General features: G+C 57.9%; 16 protein-coding genes. 8 read left to right on the top strand and 8 right to left on the bottom strand.

The features are described 5' to 3' along the window. The first annotated feature begins 102 nt into the window (after nt 1-102). Nucleotides 103-2,241: a TonB-dependent siderophore receptor gene (locus tag IEX44_RS02835; RefSeq protein ID WP_188688501.1), complete on the top strand. Its 2,139-nt coding sequence runs from the start codon at nt 103-105 to the stop codon at nt 2,239-2,241. A 65-nt stretch (nt 2,242-2,306) separates the two neighbouring features. Here IEX44_RS02835 and IEX44_RS02830 read toward each other — a convergent pair whose 3' ends face one another. Further along, on the bottom strand, nt 2,307-2,921 hold the full coding sequence (locus IEX44_RS02830) for an NAD(P)-dependent oxidoreductase (protein WP_188688499.1): 615 nt from the start codon (nt 2,919-2,921) through the stop codon (nt 2,307-2,309). 115 nt (nt 2,922-3,036) lie between these two features. Next, nucleotides 3,037-3,711 carry a TetR/AcrR family transcriptional regulator gene (locus IEX44_RS02825; RefSeq protein WP_188688496.1) on the bottom strand — a complete coding sequence of 225 codons (675 nt, stop codon included), beginning with the start codon at nt 3,709-3,711 and terminating at the stop codon, nt 3,037-3,039. A 316-nt stretch (nt 3,712-4,027) separates the two neighbouring features. On the opposite strand from IEX44_RS02825, the gene IEX44_RS02820 reads away from it, so the two are divergent. Next, the gene (locus IEX44_RS02820) at nt 4,028-4,726 is read left to right on the top strand and encodes a siderophore-interacting protein (RefSeq protein WP_188688491.1); all 699 of its coding nucleotides are present in this window, start codon (nt 4,028-4,030) and stop codon (nt 4,724-4,726) included. 125 nt (nt 4,727-4,851) lie between these two features. Here IEX44_RS02820 and IEX44_RS02815 read toward each other — a convergent pair whose 3' ends face one another. Further along, nucleotides 4,852-5,769, bottom strand: coding sequence for a LysR family transcriptional regulator (locus IEX44_RS02815; protein WP_229678705.1), 918 nt, complete (start codon nt 5,767-5,769; stop codon nt 4,852-4,854). 162 nt (nt 5,770-5,931) lie between these two features. Here IEX44_RS02815 and IEX44_RS02810 point away from each other — a divergent pair, with 162 nt between their 5' ends. After that, a complete protein-coding gene (locus tag IEX44_RS02810) occupies nt 5,932-6,696 on the top strand; it encodes an SDR family oxidoreductase (RefSeq protein ID WP_188688488.1) in 765 nt (254 codons plus the stop codon). Between the two features lie 359 nt (nt 6,697-7,055). Here IEX44_RS02810 and IEX44_RS21270 read toward each other — a convergent pair whose 3' ends face one another. Together IEX44_RS21270 and IEX44_RS02800 are read right to left on the bottom strand one after the other, a co-directional pair. Then, nucleotides 7,056-7,349: a helix-turn-helix domain-containing protein gene (locus tag IEX44_RS21270; RefSeq protein ID WP_373287766.1), complete on the bottom strand. Its 294-nt coding sequence runs from the start codon at nt 7,347-7,349 to the stop codon at nt 7,056-7,058. 188 nt (nt 7,350-7,537) lie between these two features. Next, the gene (locus IEX44_RS02800; protein WP_229678704.1) at nt 7,538-8,230 is read right to left on the bottom strand and encodes a PadR family transcriptional regulator; all 693 of its coding nucleotides are present in this window, start codon (nt 8,228-8,230) and stop codon (nt 7,538-7,540) included. A gap of 331 nt (nt 8,231-8,561) precedes the next feature. Here IEX44_RS02800 and IEX44_RS02795 point away from each other — a divergent pair, with 331 nt between their 5' ends. From IEX44_RS02795 to IEX44_RS02785, 3 genes are all read left to right on the top strand, one after another. Then, nucleotides 8,562-11,159: a hypothetical protein gene (locus tag IEX44_RS02795; RefSeq protein ID WP_188688482.1), complete on the top strand. Its 2,598-nt coding sequence runs from the start codon at nt 8,562-8,564 to the stop codon at nt 11,157-11,159. 187 nt (nt 11,160-11,346) lie between these two features. Further along, the gene (locus IEX44_RS02790) at nt 11,347-12,270 is read left to right on the top strand and encodes a 2-hydroxyacid dehydrogenase (protein ID WP_188688480.1); all 924 of its coding nucleotides are present in this window, start codon (nt 11,347-11,349) and stop codon (nt 12,268-12,270) included. A gap of 126 nt (nt 12,271-12,396) precedes the next feature. After that, nucleotides 12,397-13,392, top strand: coding sequence for a 2-hydroxyacid dehydrogenase (locus IEX44_RS02785; RefSeq protein WP_188688476.1), 996 nt, complete (start codon nt 12,397-12,399; stop codon nt 13,390-13,392). Here the strand turns inward: IEX44_RS02785 and IEX44_RS02780 are convergent, their stop codons facing one another. The 3 genes from IEX44_RS02780 to IEX44_RS02770 all read right to left on the bottom strand — a co-directional run bounded on the left by IEX44_RS02780 (nt 13,393) and on the right by IEX44_RS02770 (nt 16,768). Next, nucleotides 13,393-14,571: a CmpA/NrtA family ABC transporter substrate-binding protein gene (locus IEX44_RS02780; protein WP_188688473.1), complete on the bottom strand. Its 1,179-nt coding sequence runs from the start codon at nt 14,569-14,571 to the stop codon at nt 13,393-13,395. Between the two features lie 134 nt (nt 14,572-14,705). Further along, nucleotides 14,706-15,131 (bottom strand): ANTAR domain-containing response regulator, encoded by a 426-nt coding sequence (locus IEX44_RS02775; protein WP_188688471.1) that lies wholly within the window; start codon nt 15,129-15,131, stop codon nt 14,706-14,708. 278 nt (nt 15,132-15,409) lie between these two features. Continuing rightward, on the bottom strand, nt 15,410-16,768 hold the full coding sequence (locus tag IEX44_RS02770; protein WP_188688468.1) for a cytochrome-c peroxidase: 1,359 nt from the start codon (nt 16,766-16,768) through the stop codon (nt 15,410-15,412). Nucleotides 16,769-17,001: 233 nt separating this feature from the next. Here IEX44_RS02770 and acpA point away from each other — a divergent pair, with 233 nt between their 5' ends. Both acpA and IEX44_RS02760 read left to right on the top strand, forming a co-directional pair. Further along, on the top strand, nt 17,002-19,134 hold the full coding sequence (acpA, locus tag IEX44_RS02765) for an acid phosphatase (protein ID WP_188688465.1): 2,133 nt from the start codon (nt 17,002-17,004) through the stop codon (nt 19,132-19,134). A 133-nt stretch (nt 19,135-19,267) separates the two neighbouring features. After that, nucleotides 19,268-19,645, top strand: coding sequence for a 50S ribosome-binding protein YggL (locus IEX44_RS02760; protein ID WP_188688462.1), 378 nt, complete (start codon nt 19,268-19,270; stop codon nt 19,643-19,645). Nucleotides 19,646-19,650: the final 5 nt, after the last annotated feature.

Genomic DNA, 19,650 nt, shown 5'->3' with positions numbered 1-19,650 from the left:
CCCAGGAAATACGTCGGCCGTAGAAGCCGGCATCAGCTTCAAAAACAGGCCCGGCCGCCTACAGGTCAGGCACACCTTTACTTTGCACTCAGGGAAATTGCCATGTCATACCGTTCTCACCGCCTGCGGCCGACGGCGTTTGCTGTTGCCATTTTATGTGCTGCCCCGCACGTGTTTGCTGAAGAAAACACGCTCTCCAATGTCGATGTGACAGCAACAGCCGATTCGCAATCCACGCTGCAGAGCTACCGTGTGCCGTCCACCAGCAATGGTGCGCTGGGTGATCGTTCCATCCTGGATACGCCGTTCTCTGAAACGGCGGTGACCGCCAGACAAATTGCGGATCAGCAATCGAACCAGATTTCTGAAGTGTTCAAGAACGACGCCTCAGTGACTGCCTTTGGTAACGCCTATGCGGGCGAGTCCAGCGGGATCAGCATCCGTGGCCTGCAGGTTGATTTGCTCAACGGTGTGAAGATTGATGGCCTGGCCGCACCGGTATGGGGTAGCGACTTGCCGCTGGAAGTGTTTGACCAGGTTGAACTGTTGAAAGGCTTGTCCGGCTTTATGTATGGCTTTGGCTCGCCGGGCGGCATTATCAATTACGTGCTCAAGCGCCCGACCAATACACCGTATCGTAGCGTGACCCTGGGTTATGAAAGTGATGGTGTCCTGAAAGGCGCTGTGGATATCGGCGGTCGCTTTGACGACAACCGTTTTGGTTACCGCGTGAATGCCGTGCAGGAGCAGGGCGATACCGCGGTCGATAACGGTTACGTCAAACGCACGACCGCATCGGTTGCTGCAGATATGCGCATTACGCCGGATCTCGTGTGGTCGGTGGACGCCATGTATAACAAACGCCATGTTGATGGCGCTTACTATGGCGTGATCCTGGGGCAGGACTATGGCCTGGACGTGGCCGAGCCGGTCAAGATTCCGTCGGCACTGGATGGCAGCAAGGGGCTGGGTTCGCCGTTTACTTATTACGAAACCAGCTATCGCGTGGCCGGTACGAACCTGGCGTGGTCGATCAGCCCGCAATGGGATGCCCGCCTTGACTACCGTTATTCCTGGCAAGATCGGACCAACCGCGACAGCGCCATTTTCCTGACTGATAACAGCGGTGGTTATACCGAACTGCAGTGGGGTGGTTACTCCATCTACAAGTACCAGACCGCGCAGGCGTTGCTGAATGGTCATCTGGAGACCGGCAGCATCAAGCATGAACTGGTACTGGGCGTGGCCTGGCAACAGCAGGACTCCAACTACCCGAACCAGAGCGACAGCGCGGGCTCCACCACGCTGGGTTCTGGCAACATCTACAACATGACGGTGTTCGCCAACCCGAATACCGATTATTCCAGCAGCACGTATCTGGCGAGCCGCACGGTGCAAAAGTCGCTGTTTGGTAGCGATACGATCAAGTTCAATGATCATTGGTCGACCATCCTGGGCCTGCGCTACAACAAATACGATCAGGACAACTACGACACCACCGGGGCAACGTCGTCCACTTATGATCGCTCGCCAGTCACCCCGACCATCGCGCTGATCTACAAGCCGGTTCAGCAAGTATCGATCTATGGCAGCTATGTGGAATCGCTGGAGCAAGGCGGCACTGCGCCGATCTACGCGACCAACGCCAATGAGAGCCTGGCACCGCTCAAGAGCAAGCAGTATGAAGCGGGCGTGAAGGCGGAATACCAGAACTGGGGTGGCTCTGCAGCCGTGTTCCGCATCAATCGCGGTCTGGAGTTCGTGAACACATCAGGCACGTTTGTGCAGGATGGGCAGACCCGTTATCAGGGTCTGGAACTGAATGGCTCAGTGAACCTGGCCAAAAACTGGACCCTGAACGGCAGCACCATGTGGCTGGACGCCAAGAATGTCGAAGCGTCTGCTGATATTGATGGCAAGCGTGCCTACGGCGCGCCGCGCTTCCAGGCCAGCGCCAATGTGGAATACGCCGTACCGCAAATCGACAAGCTGACCCTGCTGGCCGGCGCCCAGTACGTGGGTGACCGCGCGCTGGAAGCCGATAACAGCAACATTGCACCGTCTTACGCGTTGTACGACCTTGGTGCACGTTATGTGACGGCGTGGAACAACACGAAGGTCACGCTGCGTCTGAATCTGGATAACCTCACCAACGAGAAATACTGGCTAACCAGTTGGGGTTTCATCCTGAACCAGGGCGAGCCGCGTACGGTGAAGGCCTCTGCGCAGTTTGATTTCTGATCACACAAACCGCACCAACAAAAAGCCCGGCATGTCGCCGGGCTTTTTGTTGGCTCGCGCCGCAATCAATATCCCACGGTAAAGCGAGTTTGCGTGTGTTGCGGGTTTTCCAGCTCATCCACCAGCGCGATCGCATAGTCTTCCATTGAAATATGGCTGCGACCATTGGCATCGACCATCAACTGATCCTTGCCAACGCGGAACTTGCCGGTGCGCTGTCCGGGGGCGAATTCGGCGGGCGGCGACATGAACGTCCACAACACGCCTTTTTCTTCGCGCAGGTCGTCCAGAAACTGCTTGCCCGGTACGGCTTCGACCTTATAGGCCTCCGGAAAATTCGGATCATCCAGCACGATCTTGCCCGGTGCTACTTCCAGGCTGGCTGCACCACCCACGACGATCAGACGCGGCACGCCAGCATCTTTAACCGCCTGCAGCAGCGGTGCGGCTTTGAGCGTGCGAAAATGCGCGGCGCTGATCACCACGTCATGCCCTTTGAGTAACGGTGCCAGTTGTTCAGGCTGCGTGGCATCGCCTTTGGCCAGAGAGACGCAACCTTCGGGCGTTGGCGCTTCCTGCGGGTTGCGCACGATGCCGGTTACGCTATGACCCCGGCGGCAGGCTTCTTCGGCAATGCGTGAGCCAGCGCGACCGGTGACACCAATAATCGCTATTTTCATGAGCGGGTTTCCCTTTTTGCGAGTGGATGAAAAACCCGGCGTGACTTGTGGCCCGCCGGGCTGATTATGCTCCACTCAGTATATGCACGCCCTACGCATTTCGCTGTCTTGCTCCTTACATTTTGACTTCGATCAGCTCACTGGCCGTACGCGGCGGCGCGTGATGCGGTGGAACGGAAGAGGGGTAAACCAGATATCCCATCACCGCATCGACAATGGCGCAGCGCAATTGGCATTGCGTAAAGTTGGGCGGCGGCGAGAGCACCGCGCTGTGCACCATGATTTCCACAATTTTCATGACGCTCCAGACCGCCAGATCCAGATCAGGAACCGTGATCACGGCGCGGTGTACTTCAAACAACTGCCGCACCGCCACCATCACCGCGCGGTAGCCGTCGTCGTCTTCATTCGGGTCACACAGTAAATCGCCACTTTCCAGCGCACGGTGCAAGGCGGGCTCCAGCAAGTGCGCCTCGTGCACGGCTTCAATCATGCATTCCACCGCTTCAAGCAGCGTTTTGCCAGCCAGTTGGTCCAGGGAATCCAGGATCAGCGTTTCCATCTGCAAAACGTGGCGTTCATGCAGGGCATTGATCAGCGCGTCTTTGTTGGGGAAATACTGGTAGACCGAACCCACGCTCACCCCGGCGATTTCCGCGACCGCATTGGTGTTGGTACCGGCAAGACCGCGCTCACTTAAAACGCGAGCAGTGGCTTGCAAAATGGTCTCTACCATCAGCTGTGATCGGGCCTGACGTGGCGATTTTCTTGGGTTTGGCGTGGTCTGCATGGCGGGTCCAGGATGCGAGTATGAAACGCGAGTAATTGCTCATAGAATGTCGCAAATTATACGAGTAAATACTCGTATTCATGGGCCGGCGTTGATGCCGTCCGTCTGCGGGTTTGTCACAACGACCTGTTTTCCAGCGTCTTCCACTTGTCATTGGCATTTCTTTAGATATATCTTAAGACCTATATCTTAAGATACAAAAAGCCCGTAGAGGCTCATCTGAAAACAGCAGCATCACAACATCAAAACATCACAACAAGATCTGCAAAGGAAAAATCATGAGACGCAGCAACACCTTATCAGCCGGAGGTTTCGCATGAGTGTGATTGAAAGCATCAAGGCCATGATCAAGGGCGAACGCATTGAACGCGCTACCGTTCTGCGTGCCAGCACGCTGGAAGGCGTCATCCGCCACGTCGTCATTGCCGGTGATGGCATCCGCAAGATGACGGGCTATGAACCGGGTATGGAGATCTCGGTATTCGTCGACGGCCAGTCCATGCAAGTACGGCGCAAATATTCGGTGTACCGGTTTGATCCGCAAAAAGGTGAAATCGAACTGTTGATTCACTTGCACGGCCAGGGCCCGGGCAGTGCGTGGGCCAGGTTGCTGGAGCGGGGCGACAATATCTGGTTCCGCGGTTTTTCTGGCCGCATTACCGTGGACCGCAGCGCGCAGGCGCACTGGTTCTTTGGCGATGCCACCACGCTGGCGCCATTTGCCGCTATCGCCGCTGCGGCCAATGGCCCATGTGAAGGGGTGATTGATGGCGATGACCGTATTGGCCGGGTGATTGAAGCGTTGCAACTCCCGTTTTTGCAGGTAGACAAACGCAACGGTTCATCGCGGCAGTCCGGCATTGCCCGCACACTAGATCTGCCTGTGCCGACGACCATCTATGTGGCTGGCGCAGCCAGCACCGTCCGTGACGTGCAGAGCGTGTTGCTGGTTGAACGTGGCTTTGAAACAGGCTGGATTCGCCGCAAGAATTTCTGGGGCGAGCGTCGCCGCTAAACCATCAAGAATTGCCCACAGAATTTGTGGATAAGTCTTTGGACAGTTCTGATAAACCCCTGCCGCCAAGGAGAATTCCTGGCGGCGTCTTTTTTGGGCAGCGACCGCGTTCGGCACGTGACCGGTCAATCTTTTACCGCAGTGCGCGCTGTCTCCCAATACGGCGGGTTGCCAAACGCCCCACGCAACCAGTCTGCCAGTGCGCGTAGTTTGGCCGAGGCCCGCTGACCTTCGCGATGCGCAATATAGATGAACTCTTGTTCCGGTTCGATCCCGATATCAAGACCGACCAGCGTCCCGTCGGCAAGCGCATCGTGGACGATGAATTGAGGGAGCAGGGCAATACCCACGCCAGCAACTGCCGCGTCACGGCTCATGTCCCCGTTGTTGATGACCAGCGCCGGTTGCCCCCGGATCACCGTTGTTTTGCCTGCATGTACAAAACGCCAGTCCTCACCGCCCCGGTTCAGATAAAAGATGCCGCGATGCTTCTCCAGGTCTTCAGGGCTGGATGGCGTACCGTGGCGGGCCAGATAGTCCGGAGAGGCCACCAGCACGCGCTGGCTGGTCGCCAGTGTCCAGGCGATAAGGCGGGAATCCTGGATTGCACCGTGGCGGATGATGGCGTCAAAACCATCAGAGAACGGATCAACACGGCGATCGTTCAAATCAAGCGTGAGTTGTATATCCGGGTGTTGTGCCAGAAAAGGGTAGAGTGCCGGCCCCAGATGCATGCGCCCGAACGTCACCGGGGCAGAGATACGCAAAGGCCCGGTTAGCGTGCCGCGACGTTCCGAGATCACCGCCGTTGCCTCTTCAACCTCGCGCACGATGCGGATGGCGTGCTGCAGGAACTCCATACCGTCTTCAGTCACCGTGATTTTGCGCGTGGTCCGCTGCAACAGGCTGGTGCCCAGTTCTTTTTCCAGTTCCACAATGCGTTCACTGACCACAGAGCGAGAGATGCGCAGCTTGAGTGCGGCCTCACTGAGCGACTTGCATTCAACTACAGTGACGAAGGTTGCAATGCCATCAAGCTTCATGATTGTTCGGTTTTTCCGGAAAGCAGATGCGGAAATTGAAGGCTACTCCGGCAGATAAAGCAAGACCATACTGCAGTCACTACCTCGAACGAGACGTGAACATGAAGCGGTCGAGGTCCATTTATCAAGACATCTGACATAACGCATTCAAGGAGAAACATCATGGGACGTTTGCAAAACAAAGTGGCACTGATTGTGGGTGCCAGCTCTGGCATTGGCCGTGAAACAGCCAAACTGTTTGCGGCAGAAGGCGCCAGGGTGGTGATTGGTGCACGCCGTGAAGACGAGCTGGCCAAACTGGTTGCCGAAATCCGGGCTGCGGGCGGCGAAGCGGTCAGCCTGGCGGGCGATGTGCGCTCGGAAGACTACGCCAAGGCCTTGGTTGCCACCGCCGTTGAAGCCTATGGCCGCCTGGACGTCGCCTTCAATAACGCGGGCACCCTCGGCGAAGCTGGCCCCAGCACCGGCGTGAGCGAAGCTGGCTTTGCCGATGCCGTTGCCATCAACCTGACCGGCTCGTTCCTTGGCGCCAAGCACCAGATTGCGCAGATGCTGAAAAACGGCGGCGGTTCGGTGATCTTCACTTCGACCTTTGTGGGTTACAGCGCAGCCTTCCCGGGTGTGGCGGCTTATGCAGCCAGCAAGTCTGGTCTGATCGGCCTGACCCAAACCCTGGCCGCTGAATTTGGCCCGAGCAACGTCCGTGTGAACGCGATCCTGCCAGGCGCGGTAGATACCGATATGTATCGTGAAATGAACGACAACCCGGAAAAGACCGCGTTTGTAACGCAACTGCATGCGCTCAAGCGTGTCGCCAAGCCTGAAGAACTGGCCCGTTCGGTGCTGTATTTCGCATCGGATGACTCCAGCTTTGTATCCGGTACAGCGTCTTTGATCGACGGCGGGTTGTCGATCAACCGCACCTGATGCGCATGCCTGCGTAAAAACAAAACGGCCCGGATGATCTCCGGGCCGTTTGTTTATGAGATGCGCATGCGTGGCCGTCACTGTGGGGGCGGTGTTTTCCCGAGAAAGCGCGGATCACATCGCACCGACGCCAGCGATAAACCTTCCAGCCAGGCGAGCAGGGCAACGATGCGACAGACAAACATCAGCGACAACATATCAGCGGCGATCCAGATAAGCAGGGATTGGTTTACGGGTAGCGCAAACCGGTGCCGCTATTTTGACACGGCGAGTGTCGGTCTTGTACCTATTGGCATTGTTGCCACTGTTCGTGTTTTTCTATTTCACCGCCGTGCCATCTGCTGCCGCCAAAGCGAAGGCTACAAACTTTCTGTTTGCCGCCATGCGATCCGAAACGCCTGCGGGCTGGCAAAGCCACAGCGCTCTGCCACGCGTTCTACGGACCAGTGGCCGTCTTTGAGTAATCGCCGTGCCAGATCCAGCCGCAGTGACTGATGGTACTGCTTGAGCCCAACCCCGCAAGCTTGCTGAAACAAGCGCGCCAGATGCCGGTAACTGACTGCGAAACGGCTCGCAAGTACCTCATAAGATTGATCGAACGCCGGTTGATCAGAGAGAAGTCCTGCACCTGATGCGGTGCGGCCAGCGCACAACTGGAAAGACAACAACTATTTGGGCAACGACCCGGCCAGTACGGTGCGCCGCTACAAGCCGGTGAACCCGCTGGTTCATGCACAATTTGCAGAGCCGATTACAGGTATTGCGCCGGAACAACGGTAGGACTGATCCAATAAAAAAAGCCACCGCAATGGTGGCTTTTTCGTGAAGAAACACGGCTGGTTTACTTGTTGCCAGCTTCAATCTGGCGCGCGGCCTCGGCCAGAATGGCGGCGATGCGGCGTTGTTCTTCTTCCCCCGCGCCAGCATGGCTGCGAATGGCGGCTTTCAATGCATTCCGGGACTGGTTCAGCTCTTTGATAAAGCGGCCACCGTCATCTTCCACACTCATGCCAAAACGGCTGGCATGGCGATCCAGCTTCTCGCCGAATACCTCGCGGATGCGGTCCATTTTGTCGCCAATGGCGGTCAGGCGATCAAGGATTGCTTCAACGCGGTCACGGTTTTCGTTCAGCCAGGCGCGGCCTTCATTGGTGATGTTGTACTGCTTCTTGTTGCCATCCTGCACCACGCTGGCCTGGCCGACTTCTTCCAGATACGTCAGGGCAGGGTAGACCATGCCGGGGCTTGGGGCATAAAAGCCGTTGGTGCGTTCTTCGAGTGCCTTGATGACTTCATAACCGTGGCAGGGTTTTTCTTCCAGCAGGCTCAGAATGATGAGTTGCAGGTCACCGGAAGACAGCTTGCGGCCAGCGCGAAAATCGCGGCCACCACCTTCGTCATCTGCACCGCCAAAGCGGCCAAAGCCACGGCCATGAGCGTGTCCGCGACGACCGATCATGTGCATCATCATTTCTTCACGGCATGCGTGATGGTGTTCGTGCCGTTCGCGTAGTTTGTCAAAAAAGTGTCGCATGAGGTTTCCTTTGTAGATTGTGTTGGTGCTTGTTTTTATTAATGATCACAGTCGCTCTGGACTGTTTTATATCTTACGATATGTGTCTTAAGATATATTTTACGAAACAACAAGTCAAGCACGTGATCGACAAACGGCAGAGTGCTTACGCCTTGTTCACCGATGTGGGTGATCGTTTTTTCCCCGCAAAAAAAGCCTGAGTTATGCCACCCGCCTGGTGTGACGATCACGCATGCACTAAAACCAGTGCTATGAACCTGCAAAAAGCAGTGTCTGCAGTCCACCCCGCAGGGCTGCTTGTCCGGAACAATCTTTCCCAAAAGGATGGGACATGCTCCAGAACCCATGGCGATTTGTTGTGTTGCTGGTGGCGATGCTGTTCGCCGTCAGTGCGGCGGCGCTGGCCGCCACCAGCAGTACAGGCAATACCACTTCGAATGCACCGTGGCCGCACCATTTCACGGTCGATGGCACACCGGTGACGTTCTATCAGCCGCAACTCGATAGCTGGAGTGGCGACACCCTGAGCGGGCGCCTGGCCATTTCCGTCAAGAAGGGCACGGCCACGAACAAAGATGGCAAAAAACAGGACATCCTGGCCTACGGCGTGGGCTGGTTTACCGCCCGGACTGAAACCGACAAACAAGCCCGCACCGTGACGTTGCGCAGTGTCACGCTGGATAAAGTCAATTTCCCGACCGACACCACTAACCAGGGTCATTACCTGGCGCTGGCGCGCAAGGCGTTACCGCAAAAACCGTTTGTGGCCAGTCTTGATCAACTGGAAGCAACGCTGGCCATTAATCATGCAGATGCCGCGCAGGCCAGCCAGGCAGTGAACAACGATCCGCCGCAGATTATTTTCTCGTTCGAGCCTGCATTGCTGGTGTTGGTCGATGGTTCGCCAGCGGTCAAGCCAACCTCTGCCAACGGGGTGAGCCGGGTCATCAATACACGCTCTTTGCTGCTGATTGATGATGGCACCTGGTATCTGCGTTTTGCCGGAAAATGGATGAAAGCCCCAGCGCTGCCCGGGCCGTGGTCGCAGGCCAATGGGGTGCCCTCCGGGCTGGACAAAGCCATGCAGGAGGCCGTCGCTGCCAAGCAGGTTGATGTGATGGACAAGCCCAGCGACGAAATGAAAAAGGCGCTGGCGGCAGGGAAGTATCCGGCCATTTATACCGCGACCGGTCCGACTGAATTGATCATGGTGGATGGTGAGCCGCAATTTGCGCCGCTGGCGGGTACGGATCTGGCCTACGTGGTGAATACCGCGGGTGATGTGTTCGTCGATGCACATGCAGATAACACCTGGTATGTGTTGCTTTCTGGCCGCTGGTTCAGCGCAGCATCGACCAAAGGGCCGTGGACTTATGTCCCTGGCGATAAACTCCCGGCGGACTTTGCCAAAATCCCCTCTGACAGCCCCAAGAGTGCCGTGCTGGCCTCGATTCCGGGTACACCGGAAGCCCGTGAGTCGCTGATCGCCAATTCCATTCCGCAGACGGCCACCGTCCAGGTCAAGCAAGCCAGCCTGAGCGTGCATTACGACGGCAACCAACCGCAGTTCAAGCCAATTGACGGCACAGTGCTCAACTACGCCTGGAACACCGCAACGCCCGTCATCCAGGTCACACCGACGCAGTATTACGCGGTACAAAACGGGGTCTGGTTCAGCGCAGCGGCTCCGGTGGGACCGTGGGCCGTCGCTACGCTGGTGCCGCCGGTGATTTACAGCATCCCGGCCAATTCGCCGCTGCATTATGTGACCTACGTGCACGTTTACGGCCATACCGATACCGTCGTCTATGTGGGGTACACGCCCGGCTATTACGGCACGGTGGTGACCAACGGCGTTGTGGTTTATGGCACGGGCTACGCCTGCAACGCATGGGTGGGCGATGTCTGGTATGCCTGCCCGGCCACCTATGGCTATAACGTGGCTTTTGGTTATGACGCCTATGCCGGATGGACCTTTGGCTTTGTCGCCGGCTGGGCGTGGGCTTCGGCCTGGTATGGCCCGTACTGGGGGCCATGGTATGGCTGGTATGGCCCGTATCCATGGTATTGGGGGCCATCCGTCGCGGTTGGGAATGTTTATGGCCGCTGGGGCAATACGGTGGCACAGGGCGTGCGGGCTGACTGGTACAACCCATGGACCGGCAACAGTGGCACCGGCGTGCGCGGCAGTTTTTATAACGAAGCCACCGGTGGCCACGGTTATGGCTATGCAGCCCGCAATTACAACCAGTACACCGGTGTGACGTCCGGCGCGGCTGGGGGTGTGCGTTACAACCCCGAAACCGGCCGCGCTGTGGCCGGTCAGGGCGGGGCAGCATACAACTCCAATACGGGGAATGCGATTGCCGGCGGACACAATGCCTCCGTCAACACCAATACCGGTCGCGCGACCACCAGTGCAGGTGTTGCGACACGCACCGATCAGGGGGCGACTGCTGCCGGCGGCTTTAACAGCAAGGGCGCGGGCGGTGATGTCAGCGGGAAAGGGTATGTGCATTACGATGCCAGCACGGGCCAGGTGACCCATGGTGGCGTGGTCAACTCGGGTGGCAACGTCTACGCCGGCAAGGATGGCAACGTGTATCGCTATGAACAAGGGCAAGGCTGGCAGCAAGTGCAACCTGATGGTCAATTCAAAAACGTCGCCAAACCGCCGGCAGAATCGGGTGTGACTACGGACCAGCTCGCACGGCAGCGCGGTACGGAGCGCACGATTGATCGCAGCGGTGCCACACCGGGAGCGCAAAGCGGCAATTTATCCGGTGCTACCCGTCAGAATGTACAGGGTGCGGGTGAGCGAACGCCGAACCAGAATGCAGGACGGGCCCAGAATTTCCGCAGCTTTGACCGTGGCAGCTACGGCGGCGGTTTTCAGGGGCATATGGGCGGCTTTCGCCGCTTCCGTTAAGCGCTGCTGAACAAGATTTGTTCAGTGGTTCCGTTGCAGGGGTTGGATGACTTGTAATCCTGGTTCGTCTCGGCAACGAGACGTCATGTTGAAGCCCGCACGCTGGTGCGGGCTTTTTTTCGCCGCCATCAAATGAGCATGGCATAGTGGTTATATTGTCTGCCTTCTGCCCTGGTTTCATTTCCTGATGATCTATATCCATACCCCCACCGATGGCGATGTCTGGCTCGACCGTTTCCAGAAAGCCTTGCCTGATCATGAAATAGCCGCTTTTCCGCAACCGGTGGATGAATCTAACGTCACCATCTTGATGACCTGGCGCCCGCCCGAGGGCTTGTTTGTGCGCTTTCCAGCGTTGCGGCACGTTTTCGCGCTCGGTGCAGGGATAGACCGCTTCCTGACTCGCCCCGATCTGCCCGCCCACGTGCAGCTTTACCGCCTGACCGATGCCGGCATGGCGCAACAGATGATCGAATACGTGTTGTTCGGCGTGCTGCGGTTCCAGCGCAATATGGATGGCTATTTGCGCCAGCAACGAGAGGTCCTCTGGCGTCCGTTGCCGCAGCGGGCGGCAGCCGATGTCCGTATCAGTGTGCTGGGCATGGGTGAACTGGGCGCGCAGGTGGCGCAGACGCTGGTCAGGCTGGGTTACCCGGTAACGGGCTGGAGCCGTACGCCCAAGGCCATCGACAACGTTCCCTGCGCACACGGCGTTTCTCAACTCGATGATCTCTTGCGAAATACCGATGTGCTGGTTTGTTTGTTGCCTGCCACACCTGAAACACATCAATTGCTGGATGAGTCCCGGCTGACACTGTTGCCCGCCGGGGCTGCCATTATCAATGCCGGTCGTGGCGATTTGATCGATCTGGATGCCATGCTGGCGTTGCTTGATAGCGGCCATCTGCAAGGCGCGCAGCTGGATGTTTTTCCGGAAGAGCCATTACCTGACAACCACCGCGCCTGGCAGCATCCTGCGGTCTTCATCACCCCGCATGTCGCGGCCAATACACTGATTGAGCCCTCAGTGGCGCAGATTGCCGCACGCATCAAAGCCTTGCAGGTGGGTGAGGTCACAGAAGGCCTGGTGAATCGGGACCGTTCTTATTGACGGACTATTGATGGATTGCGAGATGACGTCTGGTGTTTCTTCGTGATAGTTTCGTTTGAAACCAGGTAACGCAAACCCCACCCGCGCACCGCGCAATCCATCCCGCTGATTTCACAGGAGTGCCCCATGAAACCCGTTGTTGTGCTTGCCAGCCCCGTTCCCGAAGAGGTGTTGCACCACCTGGAAGAACAGTGCGAGTTGAGACGTTTTGATGCCCCACGCGCCAAAGCGGATCTTGCGGCGTTTCACGGCGCGCTGGTGGATGCGCAAGGGTTGATTGGCGCCGGCATGAAGATCGACGCCCAGTTCCTGACGCATGCACCGCAACTGCGGGTGGTCTCCACCATTTCAGCCGGTTACGACACCATCAAGGTCGATGATCTGACGGCACGCAACGTGGCGTTGTTCAATACCTCAGGCGCGCTGGCGGGTACCACCGCAGATACGGCGCTGGCGCTGATGCTGGCGGTCGCGCGCCGGGTGGTTGAACTGGATGGCTGGGTGCGGGCGGGGCAGTGGCAAAAGGGGCTTGGACCGGAGCACTTTGGCGTTGATGTGCAAGGCAAAACGCTGGGTATTATCGGCATGGGCAGCATTGGTGCTGAAGTCGCCCGCCGCGGCGCGTTGGGTTTTGGCATGCGCGTGCTGTACACCAAACGCACGCCCAATCGCCAGGCCGAACAAGCTTATGGCGCGCGCCAGTGTGATTTACATGCACTGCTCACCGAGTCTGACTTTGTCTGCGTGACGGTGCCGCTCACGCCGCAAACCCGCAATCTGATTGGCGCTGAACAAATCGCCAGCATGAAACCGAACGCGGTGCTGGTGAACATTGCGCGGGGCGGCATTGTGGATGAAACCGCGCTGGCTGCGGCGCTCAAGGCAGGACACCTGGCAGGTGCGGGGCTGGATGTCTTCGAGACTGAACCTACTCCGGCAGACAACCCTTTGCTGAAACTACCTAATGTCGTGGCCTTGCCACATATTGGCTCAGCCACCGTCGAGACCCGTCACGCGATGGCGGTGAGTGCGGCGCAGAACCTGCTGCGCGCGCTGGCGGGTAATCCTGATCTGAAAAATGCGGTCAACCCGGTCGTGCTGGAACGGAGCCGTGCGGGTTGATCAGGCGCGCGGCCCGGCGACCGGGCTGCGCTCACGAACAGAGAACGAACTGGCATAACCTTCCGGGTTGATGCCAGTCCAGGGTTGGCCATCCATCAGAATACTGGTTCTGAAAGGGTCTGCCGGCACGGGTATGCCGGCTTCACTGGCTGCTTCTGAATAGAGCGCAATCTGGTTGACCGCCTTGACGACGGTGACATTGCTGGCTGGCTCCTGCGTCATCCCCCAGCGCTTGAACTGCGACAGAAACCACAAGCCATCTGATAACCACGGGAAGTTGACCTCACCGCCACCAAAAAAGCGGATGGGCCGCGCGGGTTTGCGCAAGGGTGCTTTGCCATAGTCGCCCAGCAAGCGAGCCAGAATCAGATGCTCTGGTTGATTGATCACGTCTGGCGTTGCCAGCCACGGCGCGGCTTGCGGGCGTAGCGCCGGGTCATCCAGCCATTGGCAGGCCTCGAGCATGATCCGGATGAGCGCTCGGGCGGTATCGGGGTGGCGCTGCGCAAAATCTAACCGGCATACCAACGCTTTTTCCGGGTGATCCGGCCAGATTTCGCTGCTGGTGACAACGGTCATGCCATTGTGAGCACTACTGGCCAACATGCTCCACGGCTCGCCAGCACAATAGCCATCCAGTTCGCCGTTGGCCAGGGACTCTGCCATCTGTGCGGGCGGTATGGTCACGCTACGCACATCATTGAGCGGATGAATGCCTTGCGCGGCCAACCAGTAAAACAGCCAGAGTGCATGGGTGCCTGTCGGGAAGGTGTGCGCAAACACGCGCCGGCGCGGTGTGTCGGCCAGCTTCATGCGTAGTGAGCCGCCACCGGTGACGGCCTCGGCCAGCGCGTTGGACAGGGTAATGGCCTGCCCGTTCTGGCTAAGTGTCATCAGCACGGCCATTTCCGCGCGTTGGCCACCCAAACCCAGGTGGATGCCATAAGCCATGCCATGCAACATCTGCGCGGCATCCAGTTCGCCACTCAATAGTTTGTCACGCAGGGCAGACCATGAGGGCTGGCGGCATAGCTCCAGCGTGATGCCGTATTGTTCGCCCAGGCGCAAACGCTGGGCGATCACCAGCGGTGCGCATTCAGCCTGAGCAACGTAGCCCAGCCGCAAATGCGTACGAGAAAAAGACGGCGTCAGACGCCCGGCGCTGGCAGTGGCTGGCATGGATGGCCTATGCGGGGCTTTACGAAGCGGGTTTGCAACAATGTGTTCTTGATAGAAAAAGTAAAACAGGTACGTCAGGTACTGCAGATTGTAAGCGCCGCTTTATGCCAGCTGTACTGTCGGTGCTGTCGGGGTTAGCGCGCGCCCGCGTGCACTACCCGTTCATTGTTGCTGATCAGGTGCACCGCAGGACGCGTGGTAAGACGCGCCACAATGAGCGCCAACACCGGCACGATCGCTGCGGTTGTTGCGTTGTGCGAGCCGTATACCGACACACCCAGATCTTGCGCCGCTTCCAGCAGGCGCAGATCGGCTTCGGACCCGTCCAGATGCACAGTGCGGGGCGCGTTGCGGTTCATCACCGCCATTTGCTCCAGTGTATCGCGCAGGGGTGAATTGGCGTCGACCAGCACCAGATCGGGTGACTGACCTTCTACAAGGCGGGCGAGGGCAGGGGCAGTGGCCGCATCGGGCAGCAGTGTGTGACCGCGTTTACCCAAGGACTGGCGTAGCTCGCCCAGTGCTTTCTCTGTATCGGTAACCAGGAGAATACGTAGCATGGCTTTGGCTTCATCAAAGGGACAATCAGGCAAATGCAAGAAGCATGCCGGCTATGTGGCATTGCAACATAAGCGGCAGGGTGTTGATAAGTAAGGCATTTTGCTAATCAGTAAAACACCTGATGAGGTTTCATGCCCCTTTATGGCGCAATCTGCGCCGTTTGGGGGCGCTGGCGGGTATCCAGGCCCGATAACCGGCAAGAAAATGGCGCCTGGCTGCATTCTGCAGGCCGGCGCCAGCGGGTTTGCCATCCAGCCGGGCCGGACGGCAATGTGGTTTATTTGTGAGCGGTCCTGAGTTTGCCGCCTTCTTGCACCGGGTCGGTGTAGCCATCGGTCAGCGTCTTCATGAAGGCCACGACATCACGGATGTCTGCTTCACTCATGGCCGGTTTCTGGCCTGGTTTACGACCAAATGGCGGGTCCTGATTCAGGTTATCTTTGTACTGGTCGGGCAGGTCGTTATGGGCAATGACCTTGCCATCCTTGCCACGCGGGTACCACTTGGCCGGATTGGTATCGCGTTCGTTATAAAAGCGCACAACCTGTTCCAGACTGGTGAATTCGCCGTTGTGCATGAAGACCTTCCGGGTGGCGACGTTACGCAGTGACGGCGTGCGGAACAAACCGCAGAACTCGCCGCGTCCTTTCAGATCGGTCCGGTCCGGTCCGCATGCCCCCATATCGAAATGCGCCGGATCGACATTGGCAGGGATCTTCATGTTGCGCGGCACGCCCAGTGCGATCAAACCGAAATCGCTGAAATTGGGGAAGGCGCCATTCTCGGCCACTGCGCTGATGTGGCAGCTGGCGCAATTGCCTTTGTCTTCATCGTTGAATACTTGCAGGCCGCGCATTTCCTGGGGCGAGAGTTTGATCTGGTGGCGCAGGTAAGCATCGTACTTGCTGCTGTACGGGTAGAACTCGGTTGGCGTTTCCTGGAAAACTTCCAGTGCCATCGTCGCCCATTTGAAGGCGGTGTCCGGGTCTTTGAAGATGTCCTCGCCGAACACTTTCCTGAACTGGCCCGCGTAAGGTGCTTTGGCTACTTTGGCGGCGACATCTGCCGCAGATGCATTGGCCATTTCGTTGACGGCCAATAGCGGAATACGTGCCTGATCATGCACCGTGCGGGCACGGCCATCCCAGTTGTGCCCACCGGTTGGGCCGGCGTCGACACTGTCATCGCCATCGTCATCAAAAAAGTGTTCGGAAAAATTTGGCACGGTTTGCAGATAGCGCAGCGAAGGGACCGCGCGCGTGCCGGCCAGATTGCCATCCTTGCCGCCCATTTGCACCGGCAGGTTATTGGGCGGCCCGTAGGCGTGATCGGCACTGTGACAGGTAGCGCAAGAGACTTTGCCAGAGCCGGAGAGCGATACATCGTAAAACATCAGCTTGCCCAGCGCGGTCATGTCCGCCACTTTGGGCTGGGTTTTCAGCGTGGGTGCGTAATCGGCTTTTTTCCACGCGGGTTGTGATGCCGCAGCGGATTTGGCCGCAGGCGTCTGGCTGGCAACACTGTCCTTGCAGCCATAAAGCGCACCCAGCGTGAGCACCGCGGCTGCGACAAACAGCGGATAGTGCAGGCCGGTGCGTCGGCGCCGGATCGGAGGAAGACTGAATTTGCTGAACATGGACAGCCCTGCGGTTGACTTGTATGTGTATGGGACTGGTGGAACCGGTTGCGAATGGTTCTCAAACAGGCAGGCAGGGAGTCTAAGACGGGTTCGTTACGGATCAGTGACAACTTTGTGTCTGACGGCGGGACTTCAAAAAAATGTTTAGTGACGTTGCAATATTTATCTAATCAGGGTGAAACATTGCGATACGCATAATGCGCGCTCTTCTTTCAAGGAGATGTACAAAAATGAAGCGCGCATTAATCCAATTGCCCGCCGCTGTCGCCGTACTTTCTGCTCTGACCGCCTGTGGCGGCGGAAGCAGTGACACCCCGGCAACGTCAGCCAAAACCAGCACTGGTGTCGTAGTCGGCAGCTACTTCCGTCACGCCAAGGTGTGTGTAGATACCAACAACAATGGCAAGTGCGATACCGGCGAGCCTTTTGCCTACACCGATGATAACGGTGCATATACCGTCAATGGCCAGGGTACTGTGCTTGCTGAGATCGGTACCGATGCAACCCGTTATGACCCGGCTACCGGCACGGCTACGCCGGTGACCAGTGCGCTCGTATTCCGCACCCCGTCTGGCATCAACATTCTGTCTCCGATCAGCACCGAGCTGGTCGCTCTGATGAGTCAGAATGGGGGTGATCTGAAGGCCGCTGCTGCTACGCTGGCGACTCGCCTGGGTGTGTCCGTCTCGAAGCTGGTTGAAGACCACAACAAAGAAAGCGATGCCGGCATCAAGGCGCTGCTGCAAGCTGAAACCGATCGTGTACTGCCGCTGATTGCCAACGCTGTGGCAACGGGTACTGATCCGATTTCTGCACTGAACACTGAACTGTCGCTGGACCAGATCAAGACCGTGGTCGTGATCTACGCCGAAAACCGCGGCTTCGATAACCTGTATGGTTTGTTCCCGGGCGCTAACGGTATTCCGGGCAAGAACCCGACTGCAACGGGCACCATTGCCAAGCAGGTTGACTTTGACGGCAGCGAACTGCCGACATTGCCACCGGTCTGGGGCGGTCTGACTGCTTCCGGCCAATCGGTGACCGTGACCCAGGCGCAAGCCACGGGTTGGGCCAATAGCATGTTCCAGGTGGATGATCCCGCTGGCGTTCAGGGCACCGGCGCTGTCATCAGCCAGTCTGTCATCACGCGCGATCTGGTTCACCGCTTCTATGAAAACCAGATGCAGATCAACGGTGGCAAGAACGACAAGTACGCCGCTTACACCGACGCGGGTGCCCTGACCATGGGTTACTTCGACGGTAGCAAGATGAAGATGTGGAATGTCGCCAAAAACTACGTGCTGGCTGACAACTTCTTCCAGGGTGCATTTGGCGGTTCTTTCCTGAACCACCAATACCTGATCTGCGCCTGCGCGCCGACCTACCCGAATGCAGACACCGCTTCTGCTCACCCGACCATCTCGGCGATCGACACCGATGCCAATGGCAACTTCCTGCGTCTGACACCGGCTTCGACTGCTTCGACCACCGTGCTGAATGCGGCTGCCACTTACCAGGCAGATGGCAATATCACGCCGAAGGACAAGAACGGCATGTTCTACGCTGTGAACACCATGCAGCCGCCGTATCAGCCGTCCAGCAATGCCCCGGCCAGCACCGATACCGCCAAGCTGTATGCTGATCCGACCAAGAACAACACCTTGCCGGTTCAAACACAGACCAACATTGGTGACTTGCTGACCAGCAAGGGGATTACCTGGGCCTGGTATGCCGGCGCCTGGAACACCACGCTGGCGGCTGCACAAGGTTCGCGTTCTTTTGGCTCGCCGACACCGAACTTCCAGTTCCACCATCATCCGTTCAACTACTATCAGCGCTTTGATCCGGGTACCACGACCGGCGCCGCTGAGCGTGCAGAGCACCTGCGTGACTTCGATAGCCGCTTTGTGGCCGATGCAACCGCCGGTACGCTGCCGACCGTGTCGTTCTACAAGCCGCAAGGTAACCTGAACCAGCATAACGGCTACGCCAACGTCACTGATGGCGACCAGCACATTGCTGATCTGATCACCACGCTGCAGAACTCCCCGCAATGGAAGAACATGCTGATCGTCGTCACTTATGACGAAAACGGCGGCTTCTATGACCACGCTCAAGTGCCGAAGGCTGACCGTTGGGGTCCGGGTACCCGTATCCCGGCGATCATTGTTTCGCCATACGCCAAGAAGGGTTACGTGGATCACACCCAATATGACACCGCGTCTATCCTGCGCTTCCTGACCAACCGTTTCGGCCTGCCGGAACTGCAAGGTCTGAAGGATCGTGATACCGCACTGGTGGCCAACGGCGCCAAGCCAATGGGTGATCTGTCCAACGCGCTGGACTTCACGCAAAAGCAGTAAGCGCTGACCTTCGCTCAGTGTTCAGTGAACAAGGCGGGCCTGCGGGCCCGCCTTTTTTGTTATGCCATCTGCAACAAGCGCTGCCACACTGCTATTGTTCTGATTTGTCGATTCATCCTCAGAGGTTTCACTCGTGTCCGCACTCGACGCCGTATCACGCCGCCGCATCAGCAAGCTCAACACCCGTCAGCGCAAAAAGCTGCACGTCGCCGAATTCCAGGAACTGGGTTTTGACATTCACATCGCTTTCAAATCCGCACTGGATGACGCTGGTTTAACGGGCTTCGCTGAAGACTTGTTTGATCATGTGGAAAAACAAGGATGGACGCTGGGTGGTCTGGGCGGACATTTGCCCTTGACCGAGACCTCTGCTTTCGTCTGTAAAGCCGCACCGGGCTCGCTGGGTGACGCCGACCGTGATGCGCTGGTGGCCTGGCTCAAGACGCGCAGCGATGTGGCCGATGCCCGCGCTGAAGGCCTTGTTGATGTCTGGCACGGCTGGCTGGCCTGATCACC

It is taken from the genome of Silvimonas amylolytica (assembly GCF_014645555.1).
Classification (GTDB): domain Bacteria; phylum Pseudomonadota; class Gammaproteobacteria; order Burkholderiales; family Chitinibacteraceae; genus Silvimonas; species Silvimonas amylolytica.
Note: the sequence above shows the minus strand (reverse complement) of the source record. Positions and strands in the feature narration are given on the sequence as shown.